This is a genomic window from Streptomyces sp. NPDC046197, assembly GCF_040646295.1.
Taxonomy (GTDB): Bacteria; Actinomycetota; Actinomycetes; order Streptomycetales; family Streptomycetaceae; genus Streptomyces.
On sequence record NZ_JBEYZY010000056.1, the window covers coordinates 16,741 to 35,454 of the forward strand.

Consider the following 18,714-nt stretch of genomic DNA (forward strand, 5'->3'; position numbering starts at 1 on the left):
CGGGTGGCCTTGAAGCCGACTGGCGCGACCGAACGGTGGTGACCGTGCAATGAGTGTTCCGGTGAGTGAATGCAGCGCACCAAAAGCCGTTGATCCGTAGGCTGGAAGCCGTTAATATGAGATTCGCATTAGCGAATGCCGGTCCGGTGGGGGTAACGGGGGACGTGCATGACTGTGCTGATGGTGACCGCGGCCGTGTACGGGGTGGTCCAACTGTTCGTCGTGTCCTGGCCCACGCGCTCGGTGCGGCTCTCGACGGTGCTGTTGGCCGTGATGGTGGGCGTCTACGCCTGTGGAACGGTCGCGGCCGTGCTGGAACTCGCCTACACGCGAATGCTCGCGGACACCGCCGACCGGTCGCTGATCCAGGTCGTGAACACCACCTCGTACACCACGGCTCCGTGGGTCGAGGAACTGGTGAAAGTGTCACCGCTCCTGCTGGCCGGTCTGTACGCCAAGGTCCGTCGCCAGTGGGGGCTGTCCGACTTTACCGTGCTGGGAGCGGCGCTCGGCGCCGGCTTCGGGCTGCTGGAGGCGTTGCTGCGCTACTCCCTGGATGTCGACCGGTCGCTCGTCCGCTATGGCGGCTGGCTGGTTCCGGACAGCCTCTCGCCGCCGTACATCCCGGGGCTGGCCGGGGTGTTCACCTCCTGGCTGCCTGCTCCGGCCGCCGCGCTGGACCTCGGCCCGACCGGTGACGTCACCGTCGCCACCTTCAGTCACCTGGCGTGGACGGCCGTGACGGGACTGGCGATCGGGATCCTGTGGCGGGCGCGGGGCTGGTGGAAACCGCTGGCGGTGGTGCCGTTCGCGGCCGCGGCGGCGCACCACACGCTCACCAACTACGTGATCCAGCATCCGGGCGGACACCCCGAACGGTGGCTCAACTCCCTTGATGCCAAACTGTGGGCCGCGCCTCTGGTGGCGCTGCTCCTGGCGATGACAGCCGACTGGGCGTGCCTGCACCGCGCAAAGAGCAGCCTCCCAGGAATCCTGCTGAAGACCGAACGCGCGGACGGCGACAGCGCAGCGGCACTGGTTCGCTACGCGGCCTGGTGCTTACCGTGGACGACGCTGATCGCACTGCGGTTCGTCCGCCTGCGCCGAGCTCTCTGCTACGCGGCAGCCGCGACACCGCCCCACACCATCGAGCCGTTGCGCCGGGAAGTCGCCGTCATCGCGGCTCGCATCGATGCCACCGACCACGAGGGGGCCTGGCGGACGCCCGACATACGCGCGCGTGTCAGAGCGGTGCGGCGAAAGGCTGCGCCCCTCCGCAGACGACTGCCGGCCGTCCTCATCTCCTGCGCGCTCGTCCTCCCGTCCGCCCTCTTTCTAGGCGTCGGCTCGTTCGAGACGACGGCCGGACTGCAGAGGTACTTCGCCACCGGCGCCGGGCCGAAGGTCCTGCTGGGCTTCGCAACGGCCGTACTGGTGTGGACCGTCTGGCGGTTGGCGACGCTGCTGTGCAACTGGCGTCGGACTGCCACCCGCGCCCTGGGTGAACAACTGGCCGCCCACCGCTTCCGTTTCGCCACAGCCCTGGCCTCCGCAACGACGACGGCCCTCCTCCTGTGGCGCAGCGCAGGCCCAGCCGGCCCCGCGGGCCGGGCCATTCCCCCGGCCCACCTGCTCAACGCCCTCGACCACTTCTTCACCTACCTGGGCTTCGCGCTGCTGCTTCTCTCCCTGCTGGCGCTCTTTCCACCGGGCGCCGGCTTCGCGCTCGCCGGGGGCGAGGCCGTCGGAGGACTCGCCGCGGGGGAGCTTCTTGCCGCCATGCGTCTCGGCCTTGCCGGAATAGCTCTCATGGCAGCCGGAGCCATGGACGCAGGGGGCGACAACGGGAACGGTGGGTCGAAGACGGCTGGCAGCGGGGAGTCACGAGGTGGTTCGATAGATGAGTCCGAGAAGGTATTCAGCCCCAAGGAGCGGAGAATAGCTGAGACCTTGCAGTCGGAAGGGAAGAATGTAAAGGCGCTGAAAGAGTCCCAAGTCGACGGCCGGAAGACCCCTGACGCTGTCGTGGACGGAGTACCGACCGAGTTCAAGACCCTGGACCCCGGAGCAGCCCCGAACTCCGTGAAGAACACCCTGAACACGGCCAAGAAGCAGGCGCGTGATGCTGTGGTCGACGCACGGGGCAGCGGGCTCGAGGAGAGTGGGGCGCGCGAGGGACTGGAGAAATTCCTGCGGAACAATCCCCCTGGGCGAATGAATTCCGTCCGGATCATTGGCGATGGTTACGATGTTCGATGGCCTTAGGAGTCTTCGTGAGTGAATATCACTACATCTTCATTCGTCCCGGATTTCCCCGGGATCGACTCATCCGTGATGCTGCGGCGGCCTGCGGCGCCGAAATGAGGCCTGTGGATTCCGAGTTCGTCGACTATGCGGCGAACCTGGGGTATGCGGCGGTCGAGCTCGAGTTCACCCATGAGTACGAGGAAGACCACGGCATGTCGTTCGAGCGCTACGACTCGCTGTTGACCGTCCGGGACTTCGACTCGAACCTGGAACGTCAGGAGGCCACTGCGCGAAGAATCTTCGACAACCTAGCCGCCCTCGACCGCTACGAGCTGCTCCTCGTACGCGACCTGCAAGAGCTGCTCGCCTCGTCCGGGCCCTCACCTCAGTGAGGAGGCCGACTTTCCTTCGAGGGGATCACCCGCATCCGGGCGGTACGGATCCCCGGAGAGGTCGGTGGCATGGCTGGGCAGGGAGGGGGTGATCAGGGCCTGCTACATCGAGGGCCACGGCACGGACACGCACGGGGGTGGCCATACAACCTGCCCACACTGCGCTGCAAGGACGGTGATCACCGACTGCCCCGGTCTTCGCCGAGAGCTTCATCGCGGAAACAGCCGACCAGACGGGTCATCGGACGCGGCAGCTCACGGGCAAGTTCTGAGGCGCCGGTTCATCACTGACCAAGGGCATCACCATCGCAAGAGGATCTCCATCAGGACGGTCGCAGATCCAGAGGGGCCACCGGCGATACGTCGACGAGTAGCCGGGACGGCCGCATGACACGGAGCCTGGCCCGTCGCAGCGCGGTGCGTTCAGGGGCACCGGCCCGCCCCATGCGGGTTTCCTCGGGCCGTTTCCCGCCGGTGATCGCCGACGCCAATTCCCGTGCCGCGTGCGAGGGTCCACTGCAGATCTCCCGAGTCCGTGCAGGCCTGCCATGACCCCAGCAGTCCTGTTGCCGCCAGTCGGTCAAGCGTGGCCGGCAGTTTCGCGGGCTGGGTACCGCAGGCGCGCGCCATCTGGTCGAGTTCGCCCAGGCCACTGCTGGATTCCGGGTCCGTGTGCGCTGCGAGGTACACGCTTGCCAGTTGAGGCAGCGCTCCGATCGCCCCTGCTGCGCAGGAGGAGCCGGCGCGCAGTGCCCAGTCCGCCGCGTGCCTTCGGTCGGGGCGGGCTGGGGCTTGGCCGAGCACTGTGACATCGAGCAGTTCAGCGGCGATCTCGTTGGCTGCGTTCCCGGGGGCCGTGCGCAGCCATTGCGCCTGCTCCAACTCGCGCCATGGATCCGGGGTGGTGTTGAGGCGGAGGCTGCGCAGTACCCCCTTGGGCAGGCGGACTTGCATCCTGGCGTTCATGCGGAGCGCGCACTGCAGCGCGAGCAGGCGCGCGGCGGCCGAGGTGCCTGCCGGGAGGGCAGCGGCGAGGTAGCTGAGCATTTCGCAGACCCGGGTTCTCTCACCGGGCCCTTTGGGGTGCCTGTGCCGCCGGGTGGTTGCCGGCTGCCCAGGTGCGTGGGCGAGGGCGGTGTCGGGTACGACGGCGGCCTGTGCGGTCGCTGCGGCGCAGGCACTGCAGGCGTCGACGAGCCGCCACAGCCGTCCGCCGCGTTCACATGCGAGGAGGAGACGGATGGGGCCGGCGCAACCGCGATGGCGGGCGTGCCAGCGGCAGCCGCGTTCGTGACACTGGCAAATCCGCAGGTGCGGGGGACGCAAGTCACCGCGAGCATGCCGCGCGAGGTGGGCCAGGGCAGCCGAACGAGCAGAGACTGCGGTGACCGGTGTGATGCCGTGTGGGCAGTGCTGGCAAATGAGAACGAGCCCGCCGGCATGCGAGCGCAGTTCCACGGTCCAGGCGCGCGGCGTCGCCGGACATGCTGTGCGCAGCCTCATGGACGCGTGTTCCTCCAGTTGTTTCCGCGCTGGTCGTGCCCTTGGTCGTGGGGGCGGCCGCCCACCGTAGTGCAGACCTCTGCCCTCCGCGACTGGCGTCACCTGGGGAAATAGGGCAGAGGTCTGCACTGACAGGGCAGGGGTCTGCACCGTCGGATGGACGGGTGACGATCTTGCCGCCCGATCCGGACCTCGACGCGCTGCGGTTGGAACTCGCGCGTCTGCGGGCCGCGCGCGGGTGGAGCTACGACGAGCTCGCAGCCCGCAGCGGCCTGGCCAGACGCACCGTCATCGAGATCGAGCAGGGCCGCACCATCGGCACCCTGAAGACCTGGCACGCTCTCGCCCACGCCCTGGACACCCCACTCGACGAGCTCTTCAGCACCCTGTGCCGCGGGCACGACCTGCCCGGGCCGACCCGGGACTGACTCTCCCTCCGGGCACCCTGCCGCAGATCACCCGAACGGCGAGACCTCCTCGAACACGCGATCACACTTTCGCACTCCAGTAGCACCGTACGAGGCTGACCGGGCGATCCCGGAGAGCTACTGCCACGGATCCGGCGTGTTGGCTGGCAGGTTCGCCCGCATGCCCTCCACACCCCCTCCCCCGGCCCGGCGCTGGGACGGCAGCCTGGTCAGCCACCGCGTACGCCGTTCCCTGCACGTCTCCCCCGACGGCGTCAGCCGACTCCTGCGTTGCGGCCAAAGCGACCGGTGCCGCGAGTGCGGCAACCGGATCGAGTGGTACCACCGGGGCACTCAGCGGCAACCCGTCCGCCTTCATCCGCACGAACTACCGGCCGCCCGCGTACCCGCCTCGTGCCGCTGGCACGTCAGTTCCGGTGTCGCCTACCCGGCTGGAGACGGCAGTAGCTGGTGCCGTCTGCCACACGCCGTCGTCTGCCCCGCCCGAGACGTTCCCCCAGCCCCTCCCGAACTGGCCGAGCTGCGCCGGTCGCTGGCCGTGAACACCCGCCGCCTGATCGACACCGGCGCCTTCACCCCTCCCCCGGCCTCGCCGAACGGGCCAGCACCTCAGCCGGCCGTCTGCCGCCCGGCCCGGCCCATCGTGCAGCTGCTGTACATCCGCTACCTCGCTGCCCGGCCGGTGGATGAGATCCAGTGCCTCGCCCAGACCCGGCGCCGCCACCGCTGCACCAACCCGCTGCTCACCACCGGCACCCCGGGCGGCACCTGGGCACTGGTACCGGCCACCCAGACAAACGCACAACTGGCCCTGCCAACTGAAGTCATGGCGGTCTACGACCTCAGCAGAGTCCCTTATGCCGAACAGCTGCGCTGGCGCGCCCAGCGCTGCTTGCAGCACGCCGCCACCCCCACGGCCGCCGACCTGGCGGTGGCCGAGTGGGAGCCGTTTGACCCGCTCCGCCACCACGAGCACATCAACACCCGCCTGCCCGCCCCCGTCCGGCGTCCCGGGCTTGGCCGCGCCCGACGGGCGGCACGGTCGTGACGCCGCACCACGCCGTCGAGATCACCCGACAAGCACAAGGCGATGAAAGAGCGGATCGCCCGCAACGCATCACGGCACGGACTTCACGTGCAGACCGAAGCGCGGTCAGAGGACGGGCGAGTGATCACCGACGTGCTGGTGACCGGCGCCGGCGCACGCGTGGGATGGGAGGCCCAGTACTCCCCCATCACCGCCAGTACCGTGCGACGGCGGTCCGCCAAGGCCCGCGAGCGCAACATCGCGCCTTTGTGGGTGACCGCAGACGCCACCTCCGCCCTGACAGACCGCGCCCCCTGGACTCGCGTCGACGACGTGCCCTGGCAGCGCATCATCTCCCCGCTCGCCCTGATCATCCGCGGCGGCGTCCGCCACCTGCAGATCCGGAAATGCACCCCCACCAGCGAACGCTCATGTCCCGAAAACGGCAGGACCTGCGGAAAGTGGCACAGCGGCTGGTTCTTGCCCGCCCTGTGCATCCCCCAGGAACGCGCCACCCCGCTCGACGAACTCATCGTCACCAGCGCCGACGGCGAGCACCTGCCCGTACGCTCCCGCAGCCGGCACGACCCACACCGCACCTCCTACCTGTGGGCTCTGGCACGCGACGTTAAACGCTGGCACGAGATCACCGGCGAAACCAACACCCCGCCCGAGGCCGGCCCACCCGACGACGAACCGGTCACCTACACCGAACAAGAACTCGACAGCTCCTGCCGCTACGGCGAAGAAGGCCCCCACACCAGCAGCCCACGCCCGCGACGCGAGACGTCCTCCGCCACCGGCCTGCACACCTTCGACCACGCCCCCGACGACACCCTGCTCCAACCCACCAGACCCATCGCCCTACGCCTGTCCCCCCGCGAACGCCTCGTCATCGCAGCAGAACTCACATGCCCGCCCTGGGAAATCGGACCCTGCATGCTGTGCGCCACGCCCATCCACCGCTACGGCCCCCGAAGCCCTAAAGCATGCCTCGCCTGCCGCATCACCACCCGGCAGACGTAGGACCGCACCCCATACCAACAACCACTCATCCTGATCACCGGTCACCGCAAGTGACACGACCTGATCACCCAGCCCGCTACCTGAAAAAACCGCAGACCAGACCCCACACAGCGAGGCCCACACCCCCACCCCCCGACCACACCAGCATGCCTGCACGGGCTGTGCGCCAAGCTCGGCGACGACGTCAGCTTCCATGACTATCGCCTCCCGCCGCACGTGGCCGCCAAAGTGACGAAATGCCCAGCACGCCCCCTTGAGGCGTCGCCGTCCACCGTGCAGCGATGCGGTGCTCACTCGCCAACGGCGTTACCCGCGGGGGCAGCGAGGCCATGTGCCCGTCGCGGAGCACTACGAGCGGGAGAGGGCTCACCGAACGGCAAGCGTGTTCTGGCGCTGAACCGGCTGGTGGCCGACCCAAGGGCGCGACGCATTGCCTGGTTGACGGGACCGGGCTCGGCACCTCATTTCCACGGCGCGGGGATGCAAAGACCTTTGATTATTGAGAATTGAATGATCGTCAGGTTGTTTATACAGGTTCTGCTATGGTCTCTCATGATCGCGTTTACGTGGCGCATAGCCAGTTAGGACATGTCATGAGGGAGAGGCGAACACCTGGCGTTGCTGTGGGAGTTGCCGCCTTCAATGTGGCGCTGACCTTGGCGGCAACCGTGGCGACCTGGGACAACGGCCCTAGTCCCTGGGCAGCGGCCGCCGCGAGTTCTCTGCTTGTTCTGTTCGTGATCCTTGGCCGCCGCTAGCGCCCAATGCATCTCTGTCCCTCGTGCTGGCTGTATCTGGCAGTCAGCTAGAAAGAACGGTTCCGTAAAACTCTCTTACCGTCTTGCCACTGCGGCCCTCGCCGGCCTGGCTCTCATCGGCACTACCGCCGCTCAGAGCAACGCATACACCCCCGCTGCCTTCGCTTCCGTTTCGGCCGACAGAGGGTTGTCCCCCGAAGCTGCTGCGCTTGTCGACAAGGTCCAGGAGCTGCAGAGCCAGTCCTCCGTCCTGCAGGGCGAGCAGGCACAGGCGTGGGTGAACCGCGTCAAGACCGCGGTGGACCGCAAGGAGATATCCGCTCATCTGAAGGCGGGCTCATCCCTGGCGTTCGAGCGCGCCACCGTCTACGCCTTCAAGAACGGCAACACGCAGGTCGCCGTGCCCATCAGTGGCCAAGTCGTTGGCGCAAGCCTGAACGCCGTCTACGACGCCTGCGGCAAGCTGGACAACACGCTGGAGATGCAGCTCACCCACGATGACAAGACCGGTCACGCGCAGGTCTGGCGCAACGGCTCCCTGACGAACGACAAGATCATCAAGGCCGCCGACCTTCCGAGCGCTCCCACCAAGGAGCCGCAGATTGCTGCCAAGGGGTTCAGCTGGCACAAGCTGAACAGCTGCCTCGCCAACGCAGGCGTCTCGTCCTGGACACTCGCGCTGATTGCGACCGCCTGTGCGGCCGCGTGCGTGGGAACGGCTGGTGCAGCATGTGTGCCATGCATCACCGCTGCTGGGGGCCTCGGAGCCGGAACTGTGTGGTTTTGCATAGGGAAGGCAACCTCCTGAGACCTTGCGCCTCAGCATGGGTTCTGCGGCCGTTCGCCCTCATTCGCACTGAGGGCGAACGGCCGCAGCCCGTAAGCAACGGTAGCCTGAGGCCCCGCCGTCCCGACAGGGCCATCCCTCACCTACGGCGGACCCGACCTACCGGTGGTCTTCTTCAGCAAGGCTACGTACCGCAAGATCAGGACATGCGGGGAGTCGTGGTCCAGGTCGACGGAGACCTTCTTCTTGTCCGCCCCCAGGCCGATGAGCGGCGCGGACTTGGGCATCTTCGCGAGGATCTCGCACATGCCGGGGTCGGAGGGGCGCAGCGCCTTGGGCGGGATGTGCCGCTTCTTGACGATGACGTGCGGGTCCTTCCCAGCTCGGCGCCAGGTGAAGGAGACGTTCTCCAGGGCGCGTTTCTTGACGATGAGGTCGGCCACCAGGTCCTCGTTGAACCGCAGATGGGCGGCCACGTCGATGCCTATCGCCGCGTCGGCGTCGTTGACGTTGACGTTGACAAGACCATGGAGGTAGCGGCGCGGGCCGGTCTGCTCCGGGATGCCCAGCGGCACGGCGAGCGCTTGGTGCAGCGGCACACCCACTCGCGCATCAGCTCGCGGCGCTTGCGGGCGAGGATCCCGTACGCGGCCGCCGACGGCCGCGACGGAGGCCGCGCCGATGCCGCCGCTCTGGAGGGCGTGGAGCGTGCCCTCCTTGTCCTCCCGCAGGGCCTGGGCAGTGTCCTGGTTCGCCCAGATCCAGGAACCTGCCCCGTCGGCCGCGCTGAGGAAGCTGATGCGGACGTGGCGTACCGCGTCTTCTCAAGGGGCGAGGAGAGCAGGGGATCACCGATCTCGGCGTCGGGCAGAAGTTGCTCGGCGACCTCGGCTGCCTGATACGCCTCCCAGACCACCCCTTCATCCCAGCGCCACCCACAGGTCTGCCCTTGACGACACGGCTGGCCGGCTTGTAGCGCTTCAGTTCCGGGCCGGCCTATCGGGGGCACTCGGCAGCCAACGTGCATCTCGCGCAGTTCGCTCTGGCGCGGAGTTGGTCCTCGGGTATCGGCGCGGGGCTCCCTTCAGCGGGTGTGGAGGGAGTGTACATCCAACGGCGGATCCGACGATCATGGAAGTGGCGTCAAGCGACCGACGCCGCCGTGGAGTTGGAGGCTGTGGAGCCGGTCGAGAGTGCCCAGCCCGGGCAGCCTGCGCCCGTGTCCGATGAGCAGCTGGCCGCGATGCTGGTGGAGCGGGCCCGGTCGGGGGGGCTGCAGCTGACCGGGCAGGGTGGGCTGCTGCAGCAGCTGACCGAGCGGGTCTTGGAGTCTGCGCTGGAGGGTGAGAAACCGATCGCCTCGGCCATGAGAAGCACGATGCTGCCGGCCGGGGCAGCGGCAACTCCCGCAACGGGGGCCGGGCCAAGACCGTGCTGACCGACGTCGGGCCGGTCGAGGTCAAGGTCCCGCGTGTGGAGGTCTACCAGAGCCGGGCAGGGGCGGACGGGGCGACGTGTGACCGAGGCGCTCAGGTCACGGCCGAGGTGGTCGCAAGGCGCCGGCGATGACGGTGGTCACCATCTTGCGGATGGCGGTGGTCTGCGGCGGGGCGCTTGTCCGGTCGGCGAACAGCAGGTGCCCGGCCCCGACGAGGGTGGGGGCGAGTGTGTCGATGTCGGCGTCACCGGCCAGGCGTCCCAGCTCCCGCTCGGCGATGAGGTACGCGGCGATCATGGCGGTGCCTTGCACGGCCAGTGGGATGCCGGTCAGACCGGCCTCGCGCAGTCGGGCGCGCAGGCCGTCGCGGAAGGTGATGAGCGCGACGATTGCCACCGTGACGGGCCCGAAAAGATCCTGCAGGGCGTCGGCGAGGTTGTCCACCACGCTTCCGGTGCCGGCGGCGGCACGCAGAGTCGTGGTCCGGTCCTCGATGCCGCGGGCGCGGTCGAGGACCAGTTCCGCCAGGAAAGCGTCGAAGTCGGTGAAGTGCCGGTGCAGCACGCCCTTGGCGCAGTTCGCCTCCTGCGTGACCGCCCGGCTGGTCAACGCGTCGGGCCCGTCCCGCAGCAGGACGCGCTCGGCGGCTTCGAACAACTGGCCGCGCACGTTGTGGATGTGCACCCCTGACGGCATTGTCTCCTTTTCCGCGCCGCTCCGCCTCAACAAGTGGGCATGCGCCCGTTAGTGTGGGCGCATGCCCACTTTATCGCAGGGACAGCCGGACAAGTCCGCGCCCGAGCCCCATCACCACCGGCAGACGGCCGAGTCGTTCGGCGTGGACGCCGAACGCTACGACCGCGCCCGACCGCCGTATCCCCAGGCCCTGGTGGACAGGATCGTCGAGGCAAGCCCCGGGCGGCACGTCCTCGACGTCGGAGCCGGGACCGGCATCGAGGCCCGGCAATTCCAGGCGGCCGGCTGCACGGTGCTCGGTGTCGAGCCCGACGAGCGGATGGCCGCCTTTGCGCGACGCAGCCGCATCGAGGTCGAGGTCGCCAGGTTCGAGGACTGGCAGCCGGCCGGGCGGCAGTTCGACGCGGTCATCGCAGGCACCGCCTGGCACTGGGTGGACCCCGTCGCCGGCGCGGCCAAGGCGGCCCAGGTGCTCCGGCCCGGCGGCCGACTCGCCCCCTTCCATCACGTCCCCCAGCTCCCGGCCGAAGTGATCGACGCCCTCACCGCAGCGCTCCAGCAGGCCGCCCCCGATTCCCCGTTCAACCCCGGCCTGCTGAGAGGCTCGGCCGTGGACGCATACCAGCCACTGTTCGCGAAAATCGCCGACGGGATCCGGCAGACCGGCAGCTTCAGCGAGCCGGAACAGTGGCGCTTCGCCTGGGAGCGCACCTACTCCCGAGAAGAGTGGCTCGACCAGCTCCCCACCTTCGGCGGCCTCACCCAACTCCCCGCAGACAAAATGGCCGAGGTCCTGGACAGCGCCGGAACCGCGATCGACAAGATCGGCGGCCACGTCACCATGCCCTACACATCCGTCGTGATCACCTCGACCCGCTCCCACACGGCCTGACCACCGCAACCGTCGGGCGTCGCCGAGCGCGAGCAGACTCATGAACTCGGCGACGCACCGGAGTGCGAGGTCGGCGCGTTGACCTGGAAGACCCGAGCCCTCGTCCAAGCCGCGGCACAACGCCCATTCATCCGGGTCGACGACTCGATCACCGATCCCGGTCTCGCTCGGGCGGGAGCGCACCAACGAGAAGAAGCCCTCCAGCATCGTGCCGATTCCTTCCGGAGGACAGGAGCAGCAGGAGATCCACCTCCTGGTCCACAGAAAATTGGACGATAACTCCTGTTCAGCGTGTGGCGGCCTGTTCGGCCTTCGCCCGGGTCTGAGCGAGGCGGCAAGAGTCAGTGCCGGTCTCGATGATCGTGCCGTTGAAAGTGAGCCGGTCGACGATGGCCGTGCACAGCCGGGGGCCGGTGAAGGTGTCGGTCCACGCGCCGAAGGCTTCATCAGAGGCGATGGCGACGCTGTTCTTCTCCTCCCGCCCGGTCAGAGCCTGGAAGAGCAGTTCGGCGCCGTGCTTGTCCAGCTCCATGCAGCCGAGTTCGCCGATACCCAAAAGATCGGCACGGCCGTAGCGGGCGATCGTCTTGGTCAGCGAGGGCCGCCCCAGAGGCGTCGGCGCGGTCTATCAGCCGCTCGACGACCTCGTCCACCAGCTTGTCCTCGACCGGCTCGACGGCCGGGGCTTTCTCCTTGTCCGTCATGCTGTGTCCGTCCCGGCTGACCAGGGCCCGAGGCCGGGCCTCGGCCAGCCTGCCACATCACGGACTTACACGATCTTTCAGACACGCTCGCCGCGTCCCCGCTGCGTACGGCACGGAGCACTGGTTGACGCATTTCGTCAACCAGTGCTCTCGGCTCCGCTACGAAGGGATGAAGCTGCTCAACTCTTTCTGAGACAGATCACTCGGTCGTCCAGTCGGGGCTAACGCCTAGAGCCGCCGTCTCAACTGAGACGGCACCAGCTCTGAGACAGTCCAACTGTTCCTAAGCTGCGCGCGGTCGAGAAAGGCCGGCGCTCTCCGCTTGCGTCACTGCGCACAGCTCCAGCGGCAGCGCCCGCGTGAGCCTCCAGGGAATCGGCCAGCACTGAGACGTCGATCCCCCGCCGCGCCCCAGCCGTCCAGGAAGGCGGCCAGGGCGCGGCGTGGCTCTACCTCGCGGTCGCCGTTCAGCAGGACACGCGCAGTGGGGGCGGCGCGGGTCCGGCGACCAGAGGGGCGCCGACACCCCTGGGCGGTCAGGCTGGGCGTACGCCCGGCTGGTGCTGCTGCGCGGAGGAGTCGTGGGCCTGGCGAACCTGATCCGCGGCGGGATGGGTGCGTGGTGCGGCGGGTGCGGTGGTCTTGGAGCGTTCACGGGACTGCGCTGCGATCCGGGCGGCGCGTGCGGCCGGCTCATCGGACGGAGAAGGTTCTTGATGCACTGCGCCGTCGAGTGCCCTGAGTGCGCGGATGGTGTTCGGGCGGCTGATGCGCATGTCGGCGAAGTGGGTCCAGCAGCAGAAGCAGCCGGGCACCTGGGCGCGGCTCCTGCCCGAGCAACAGGAGCGGTTGACCGTGCTGGGCGTCAAGCCGCTCCAGGCGCCGTCTGCCGCCCCTGCGGCCGGGCGACCGCTGTCCCGAAGCCCCGGCGGCGTCGCCGGCCAGCGACAGACCTGCCGGGTGCCGAGATGCGGCTACTCGACGCCGACCTGCAGCCGCTGCCGTACGTCACGTCCGGGGGCGGGTTCGGGGAGTTCGTCTTCGTGCAGGAGCTGCCCGACGTGGACTGGAAGTTCGGGGCTGGCAGCGGCGTCTGCCTCGACGCCGCGGTCAGCCCGCTCAACGAGGACGGCATCGTCGTGTGGGAGTACGCACGCACCTCTGAGGCGCTTGCCCTGCGGCCGGTGGCCGATTGGTAGCCGAGTTCGGAGCGCAGCGTGACGTCCTGGAGATGCTGCAGGCCCCCGGCGCAGGGTGAACAGGATCTCCAGCACGACTGCCGATCACGCCTCCGGTGTCGCTTGGGCGGGAAGCCCCGCGGCTTCGGGGTGTTCCGGGGGCGGCTGCCACAGCCAGCACCGTTTTCAAGTCGTCTACGCGGGGAGGCAGTACAGACCTTGCATCAGCTCAAAGGCTGGGCCACGATGTATGACGCATGGTCGCAGTCGCTCAGAGTGGGGGAATCATGAGGTTCTTACACGCAATTCGCAAGCAGAGACGCATGGCTCTCGCATCAGCCATTGCCGGGACCGTCCTCGCGGGCGGACTTATTGCGGCTACACCCGCTCAGGCAGACGTGAGGGGCGGCGGATGCCGTCTTAAAGGCTGGGCAGGAACGACGCCGGGTGTACTCCTCGACGCGTGCTCAATGTTGGGCGCCGAGGGGGCCTTCATGGGTGAGGTTAAGGTCCAGAACCCAAACAGGCTTGTGATTTACGTCTGCGCCCAGTTGCTGCGCGTGCACGACGATGGAAGTACGAACTGGGCTTACGACTACAAGTGCGCGGGACCGTCAATTGGGGACGTCGATTGGTACACGCCTGGCGAGTACCCCGATGATGGTGGCGGCTACCTTGGTACGTACGTCATTCAGGTCGGGTACTGGTACAACGGGTCGTATTACGGTAATGCGCAGAGTGCGAGGATCACGGTCACCTGACCGCATCTACCGTCTCGCGAGCCTGGCCAAATGCTGTGCGCGTAAATGAAAGAGCCCCGCCCAGATTGCCTGGGAAGGGGTTTTATTTCTCTCGCTCACAACGGCTAACACAATGAGCCGAGTTGTCGGTGGGTGAGGCAGCAGGCGAGCTTGAGGAACGCTTCGTGGATGTCGGCTCGCCGTTCCCACCGGATGCGCAGGCGTCGGAAGCCGTGCAGCCAGGCAAAACTCCTCTCCACGACCCAGCGGGAGGTGCCGAGTCCGGTGCCGTGCAGGGTGCCGCGCCGGGCGATCGCGGGCACGATGCCTCGGGCGCATACCTGGTCGCGGTAGATGTCGTGGTCGTAGCCGCGGTCGGCGAAGAGCGAGTCCGGCTTGCGACGCGGACGGCCGACCCGGCCGCGGACCGGCGGGATCGCGTCGAGCAGCGGCAGGAGTTGGGTAACGTCATTGCGGTTGCCGCCAGTCAGCAGGACCGCGAGCGGGGTGCCGCGCCCATCGGTGATCAGGTGATGTTTCGAGCCGGCCCGGCCGCGGTCGACCGGCGAGGGGCCCGTGTGGATCCCCCTTTTTTTGACCGGCCCCTGGCACGTGCGCCAGCTCCTCGGCGAGGAAGCCGCCCACCGCTTCGTAGGCAGGTCGCCGCTCGCGTCACTTGCGCCCAGCTCCAGCGACAGCACCCGCGTGAGCCATCAGGGAAGCGGCCAGCACTGAGCCGTCGGAGACGAGACAAGCACGCGCCCGACTGGCGTACGCGATGCGTACGAAGAGCGGAGATCGGCGCAGGTCCCGCCTTGCTCCGCCCGGCGGCGGCAAGTGCTCCGCGTCCAGGGCCTCTTTGCAGCCAGTGCAGGGGTCTGCACTATCGGTCCCGGGCCCGGACTGAGCCGGGTCGAGGCCGTCGGCTTGCGCCGGACGATAGCTCGGGCCTGTTCGGGCTTTCCCATGGCGTGGCAGGGCTTTTGCATCGACTATGGCGAGACGGTGAGGTGCGCATTCTCTGGGGGGATCATGACCAGACCGACGACGGGCGAGTCCGCCGCCGAGGCCATGGCGCGACACAAAGCGGTCATGGCACGGAGGGAGAAGGCACGCAACCTCATGGCGCGCCAGGCGGCCGCCAGGGAGGCCGCGTCCGACAAAGCCAAGGCAGAGAAGCAAGCCACCGAGCAACCGGCGCGCGTCGTACGGGTGGGGAGCAGTGTGCGGACTGTCCCTGGCGGCCTACCGTCTCTCGGGAAGCACCGCTGACCTGCTGCATGGTCAACCCGGCTGCACGCTGTGGCGGTTACGCCGCCGTCGTCTCGACCGGTTTTGGAGGACGGGCGCGGCGTGCGCTGCTGCCCGGGCCTGTGGACCTCACACGCGGTGCGCAGCGGGGCTGCTTTGTCGGTGGGGGCGCGTAGCGTGGGCCGGCACAGCCAACTCGCAGCAGGAATCGCCATGCCACTCACCGGGGAGCAGTCTGTTTCCGTCGCCGTGCCGGCCGTGCGGCAGCGTCGGCCGCGGCGGTCGTCGGTCCGGCACGGCCAGGCATCGTGCGCCGACTACGGCTGCGCCCGCGCCGAGTGCCGCCAGGCAGCACTGCGTGCCCGCCGCCAGCGCGACCAGGACCGTCTGCGTGGTCTGTCCGCCCGTGTCCCACCGCATGCCGCCGCCCGGTGGGCGGTCCGGCTGCGCGAGTGGGGGATGTCCGCGCAGGACATCGCCGACCGGGCCGGCCTGTCCGTGACCCTAGTCCGCCGCATCCTCCGCACCCCCACGCAAGACACCCCCGCCCGGGACATCGCCCGCACCTCCGCCGACGCCATCCTCGGCATCCCACTCCCCCACCACCGCAACCCCGGCGCCCCCGGCCTGACCGACTCCACCGAGGCATCCCGGCTGCTGGCCGACCTGGCGCGCGCCGGATGGCCTGCCACCACACTCGCCCAACGCCTCGACGTCAACCCACGCACGATCGCCGAGGTCCGTGACAAGCGCGCCCATCTCCACCTCGACCTGGCCCTGCGGATACGCCGCCTGCACCGCGACCTGATCAGCCTGGATCCGGTCGGCTACGGCATCCACCCCACCGACATCGCCCGCACCCGCGCTGCAGCCACCCGACGCACCACGGCGACAGCCGCATGATCCGGGCAGCTCCAACACGACTCCAAGCCGTCATCGTTGATGCGCCATGCACAGCCCTGACCTGCTTCTTCTCGTGAACTGCTGTGCGTGCCCCCCCGCCGGCCCGGATGAGGGCAGAAAGGGAACCAGCACCGGCCAGTGAGGGGGAGAGCCTGAGCGACGTGCGGCAGCTGCTCCCCTTCGATCTGCGGCCCAGCGAACTACCGGCACCGAGCTGAGACACCGCGCGCCTGGGGAGGGCGGATGGGGTTCACTGCGGTCCACGCCGAATGGGGGCGGCTGGATGCCTCGCTGGACGATCTCGGGTGTGGCCGTGCCTGGGAGGACGTCCATCGGGTCGAGGGGCTGCACCTGGCGTGCCCGGAATGTGGGGGCCGGATGTTCGCACGGGTCTCCTCACGCCGTGCCCGGCACTTCTACCACCAGGAGCGGCCGCCCGAGTGCGAGCTGGCGAACGAGTCCCCGGAACACCACCTGCTGAAGCTGGAGCTGGCCATGGCCGCCCGGGCCGCGGGGTTCAGGGCAGAGCTCGAGGTCAGCAGCGAGACGGGGAACTGGCGTGCCGATGTGCTGGTCTTCGATGAGCAGAGCCGTGCATTCATGGCCCTGGAAGCGCAGTTGTCGCCGATGACGCCGGAGGATGCGCGGATGCGGACGGACCGGTATGCGCGCGACGGTATCGGGGTGTGCTGGGTAGGGCTGCAGGGGCGGCCGTGGCAACGGGCCGTGCCGTCGCTGCGGGTGGAGTACCCCGAAGAACGCGGGGCCGGCTGGACGGTGCGGCACGGCCTGGCGCGCTACACCTGGGCCCCGCGCACGCTGGCGGGGAAGGCGGGCTGGACCCACATCACCTGCCCGCTCGGCGATGCGATCCGGTGGATCCTCCAGGGGCGTGTGCAGCCTCATACCGGGCCGGGCGGCACGGTGTGGTGGACGGCCCCCGCGTACGTGGAACTGGCGGCCGCCCGGGCGCGGTTGGAGGCGGAGGCTGACGCTGCCGCGCGTGCCCGGGCCGCCGGGCAGGCCCGCCGGTCTGCCGCCGGGCATGCCGCTGCCGCCGAACGGCGTCTGCAGGAGGCCCTGCTGCAGGCACAGGAACGGCGGGCCGAGCAGGAACGTCTGGCCGCCTTCCTCGAACACGCCGGGATGGATGCCGGGGTGTGGCCCGCCTTCGCGCAGCTCGTGCGCACCGTCTCCGGCAAGACGGTCGAGTACGGCGGCCAGAGTCCCGCGCACGGCAACGGGCTGCTCGTCTACAGCAGGCCCCACCCGGGCCGGGCGTTCCGGCTCGCCGGTGTGGTGTGCCCCGATCCTCAAGCACGACCGGTGGCCGGCAGAGCTGACGATCCTGGTACCCGGCCAGACCTGGCTCGCCCGCATCCAGGCCGCCGCCCGCACCCCGCTGAAAGTCGCAGTGCTGAACCCGACCACCAAGCACTGCACCTTCCTGCGCATCCGACCCCAGCCCCCGGATCCCCCGACACCGCCAAGGTCTGGGCACAGCAGATGAGCATGGTCGGCCCGTTGGCGGCCTGCTCGGCGGAAAGAATGTCGCCGGGAAGGGAAAGCGATGGTGGGCGAAGACGATGTTCCGTGTCCGCCGTACGGCCGCCGGGGCGCGGCGGCTCGCCGCCGGGACGCGAGCACCGCACGGCACTGCTCCGGACACCCACGTGCCGCCGGGCGCGCCGCCCGCACCCCGACCGCGAGCGCAGACAGGAGGCCGCACGTGACCGCCATACCCCAGGGCCGCGACTGGACCCGGATGAAGCGCGCCGATTTCGACGACTGCGCCCCGCTCAACCTGGTCGACGCGGCGGTGTGCCGGCCGGTGCCCGCCGTGCCCGACGAGTCGGGGTGTTCGGCGGCGACCTAGTCCAGGAGCCGGGTGCCGGCGACGGAGTCCTGCACGCTCGCCGCGGTGACCAGCACGGCCAGCAGGAGACCGATGGTGTCGGTGACGATGCTCCGCTTCCGCCCGACAATCTTCTTCCCGGCATCCACGCCCTGGCTGGAGGCATGAACACTGCCGGAGGTCTTGACGCTCTGGGCGTCGATCACACAGGCCGATGGCTCGGCGTCCCGCCCCTCCTTCTCCCTCAGCAGCCGTCTGAGCAGGCCGTTGAGCTGAGCGAACACGCCTTCCTGCTGCCACTTGGCGAAGTATCCGTAGACCGTGTTCCAGTGCGGGAAGTCGTGCGGGAGATAGCGCCACTGCACCCCGGTGCGGTCCACATACAAGATCGCGTCCATGATGTCGCGCAGATCATGCTCGGGCGGCCGGCCGAAGTCCAGGGCCCTGCCGCGGCGCTCGAAGCGCCAGGCCGAGAGCACCGGCTCGATCAACTCCCAGCGGGCATCGGACAGATCACTTGGAAACGGGCGTCGCGTCGGCATGCTTCCGGCGTATCGCCGCGGACCCGAGTGCGCCCAGGCGCACAGCAGCGGCGACCGAAGCACACAGCCAGGAAGACCGGGCGTCCTGGGATGAGACAGGAACAAGCCACGTCCCGCCCCACCCGTCACCCCGCCCAGCACACAGGCCCCGACCACATCCCACCACCCCTTCCGCACCGCAATCCCACACTCCAAAGACCGCCCCATATCCAGGCAATACAGATGAAAACGACCTCTAAGAGGGCATTTATGCAGGTCAGGCCCTGTATGCGGCTCTCGTTCCTGTCCTTGTTTGGGGGCTTTCATTCGGTAGGCCGTGTATGACCTTCTGTGTGACGAGGGATCAG

At 68.7% G+C, this 18,714-nt stretch carries 15 protein-coding genes and 5 pseudogenes; 13 read left to right on the forward strand and 7 right to left on the reverse strand.

The features are described 5' to 3' along the window. Positions 1-168: 168 nt before the first annotated feature. Together AB0A61_RS38515 and AB0A61_RS38520 are read left to right on the forward strand one after the other, a co-directional pair. On the forward strand, positions 169-2,265 hold the full coding sequence (locus AB0A61_RS38515; RefSeq protein ID WP_361303536.1) for a PrsW family glutamic-type intramembrane protease: 2,097 nt from the start codon (positions 169-171) through the stop codon (positions 2,263-2,265). Positions 2,266-2,273: 8 nt separating this feature from the next. Continuing rightward, positions 2,274-2,639: a hypothetical protein gene (locus tag AB0A61_RS38520; protein WP_361303539.1), complete on the forward strand. Its 366-nt coding sequence runs from the start codon at positions 2,274-2,276 to the stop codon at positions 2,637-2,639. 423 nt (positions 2,640-3,062) lie between these two features. Here AB0A61_RS38520 and AB0A61_RS38525 read toward each other — a convergent pair whose 3' ends face one another. Beyond that, on the reverse strand, positions 3,063-3,686 hold the full coding sequence (locus tag AB0A61_RS38525) for a hypothetical protein (protein WP_361303542.1): 624 nt from the start codon (positions 3,684-3,686) through the stop codon (positions 3,063-3,065). A gap of 620 nt (positions 3,687-4,306) precedes the next feature. Between AB0A61_RS38525 and AB0A61_RS38530 the strand changes: the two genes are divergently transcribed. The 4 genes from AB0A61_RS38530 (at position 4,307) to AB0A61_RS38545 (ending at position 8,189) form a co-directional block, all read left to right on the forward strand. Next, positions 4,307-4,570 carry a helix-turn-helix transcriptional regulator gene (locus tag AB0A61_RS38530; RefSeq protein WP_361303545.1) on the forward strand — a complete coding sequence of 88 codons (264 nt, stop codon included), beginning with the start codon at positions 4,307-4,309 and terminating at the stop codon, positions 4,568-4,570. A gap of 160 nt (positions 4,571-4,730) precedes the next feature. After that, positions 4,731-5,618, forward strand: coding sequence for a DUF6083 domain-containing protein (locus AB0A61_RS38535; protein WP_361303548.1), 888 nt, complete (start codon positions 4,731-4,733; stop codon positions 5,616-5,618). A 120-nt stretch (positions 5,619-5,738) separates the two neighbouring features. Continuing rightward, positions 5,739-6,623, forward strand: a complete 885-nt coding sequence (locus tag AB0A61_RS38540) for a hypothetical protein (protein ID WP_361303551.1) — start codon at positions 5,739-5,741, stop codon at positions 6,621-6,623. A gap of 945 nt (positions 6,624-7,568) precedes the next feature. Beyond that, positions 7,569-8,189: a hypothetical protein gene (locus AB0A61_RS38545; protein WP_361303554.1), complete on the forward strand. Its 621-nt coding sequence runs from the start codon at positions 7,569-7,571 to the stop codon at positions 8,187-8,189. 122 nt (positions 8,190-8,311) lie between these two features. Here AB0A61_RS38545 and AB0A61_RS38550 read toward each other — a convergent pair whose 3' ends face one another. After that, entirely contained in the window at positions 8,312-8,767 is a 456-nt protein-coding gene (locus AB0A61_RS38550) for a hypothetical protein (protein ID WP_361303557.1), read from the reverse strand. A 644-nt stretch (positions 8,768-9,411) separates the two neighbouring features. On the opposite strand from AB0A61_RS38550, the pseudogene AB0A61_RS38555 reads away from it, so the two are divergent. Further along, positions 9,412-9,641, forward strand: a pseudogene (locus AB0A61_RS38555) (transposase); the annotation flags it as partial. A 61-nt stretch (positions 9,642-9,702) separates the two neighbouring features. On the opposite strand, the gene AB0A61_RS38560 reads toward AB0A61_RS38555, so the two are convergent. Next, positions 9,703-10,302, reverse strand: a complete 600-nt coding sequence (locus AB0A61_RS38560) for a helix-turn-helix domain-containing protein (protein ID WP_361303560.1) — start codon at positions 10,300-10,302, stop codon at positions 9,703-9,705. Positions 10,303-10,363: 61 nt separating this feature from the next. Between AB0A61_RS38560 and AB0A61_RS38565 the strand changes: the two genes are divergently transcribed. Next, positions 10,364-11,194 (forward strand): class I SAM-dependent methyltransferase, encoded by an 831-nt coding sequence (locus AB0A61_RS38565; RefSeq protein WP_361303563.1) that lies wholly within the window; start codon positions 10,364-10,366, stop codon positions 11,192-11,194. Positions 11,195-11,480: 286 nt separating this feature from the next. Here the strand turns inward: AB0A61_RS38565 and AB0A61_RS38570 are convergent. Further along, positions 11,481-11,789, reverse strand: a pseudogene (locus AB0A61_RS38570) (ATP-binding protein); the annotation flags it as partial. A gap of 645 nt (positions 11,790-12,434) precedes the next feature. Continuing rightward, positions 12,435-12,767, reverse strand: a complete 333-nt coding sequence (locus AB0A61_RS38575) for a hypothetical protein (RefSeq protein WP_361303566.1) — start codon at positions 12,765-12,767, stop codon at positions 12,435-12,437. A 99-nt stretch (positions 12,768-12,866) separates the two neighbouring features. On the opposite strand from AB0A61_RS38575, the gene AB0A61_RS38580 reads away from it, so the two are divergent. Then, positions 12,867-13,097, forward strand: a complete 231-nt coding sequence (locus AB0A61_RS38580; protein WP_361303569.1) for a hypothetical protein — start codon at positions 12,867-12,869, stop codon at positions 13,095-13,097. Between the two features lie 302 nt (positions 13,098-13,399). Then, positions 13,400-13,837 (forward strand): hypothetical protein, encoded by a 438-nt coding sequence (locus AB0A61_RS38585; RefSeq protein WP_361303572.1) that lies wholly within the window; start codon positions 13,400-13,402, stop codon positions 13,835-13,837. 104 nt (positions 13,838-13,941) lie between these two features. Here the strand turns inward: AB0A61_RS38585 and AB0A61_RS38590 are convergent. Further along, positions 13,942-14,394 (reverse strand): annotated as a pseudogene (locus tag AB0A61_RS38590) (IS5 family transposase); the annotation flags it as partial. Between the two features lie 886 nt (positions 14,395-15,280). Between AB0A61_RS38590 and AB0A61_RS38595 the strand changes: the two are divergent. From AB0A61_RS38595 to AB0A61_RS38605, 3 genes and pseudogenes are all read left to right on the forward strand, one after another. Further along, entirely contained in the window at positions 15,281-15,970 is a 690-nt protein-coding gene (locus AB0A61_RS38595; protein ID WP_361303575.1) for a hypothetical protein, read from the forward strand. A 378-nt stretch (positions 15,971-16,348) separates the two neighbouring features. Beyond that, positions 16,349-16,606, forward strand: a pseudogene (locus AB0A61_RS38600) (competence protein CoiA); the annotation flags it as partial. 1,093 nt (positions 16,607-17,699) lie between these two features. Beyond that, positions 17,700-17,846, forward strand: a complete 147-nt coding sequence (locus AB0A61_RS38605; protein WP_361303578.1) for a hypothetical protein — start codon at positions 17,700-17,702, stop codon at positions 17,844-17,846. Here the strand turns inward: AB0A61_RS38605 and AB0A61_RS38610 are convergent. After that, positions 17,846-18,367 (reverse strand): annotated as a pseudogene (locus AB0A61_RS38610) (IS5 family transposase); the annotation flags it as partial. The gene AB0A61_RS38605 and the pseudogene AB0A61_RS38610 overlap by 1 nt on opposite strands. Positions 18,368-18,714: the final 347 nt, after the last annotated feature.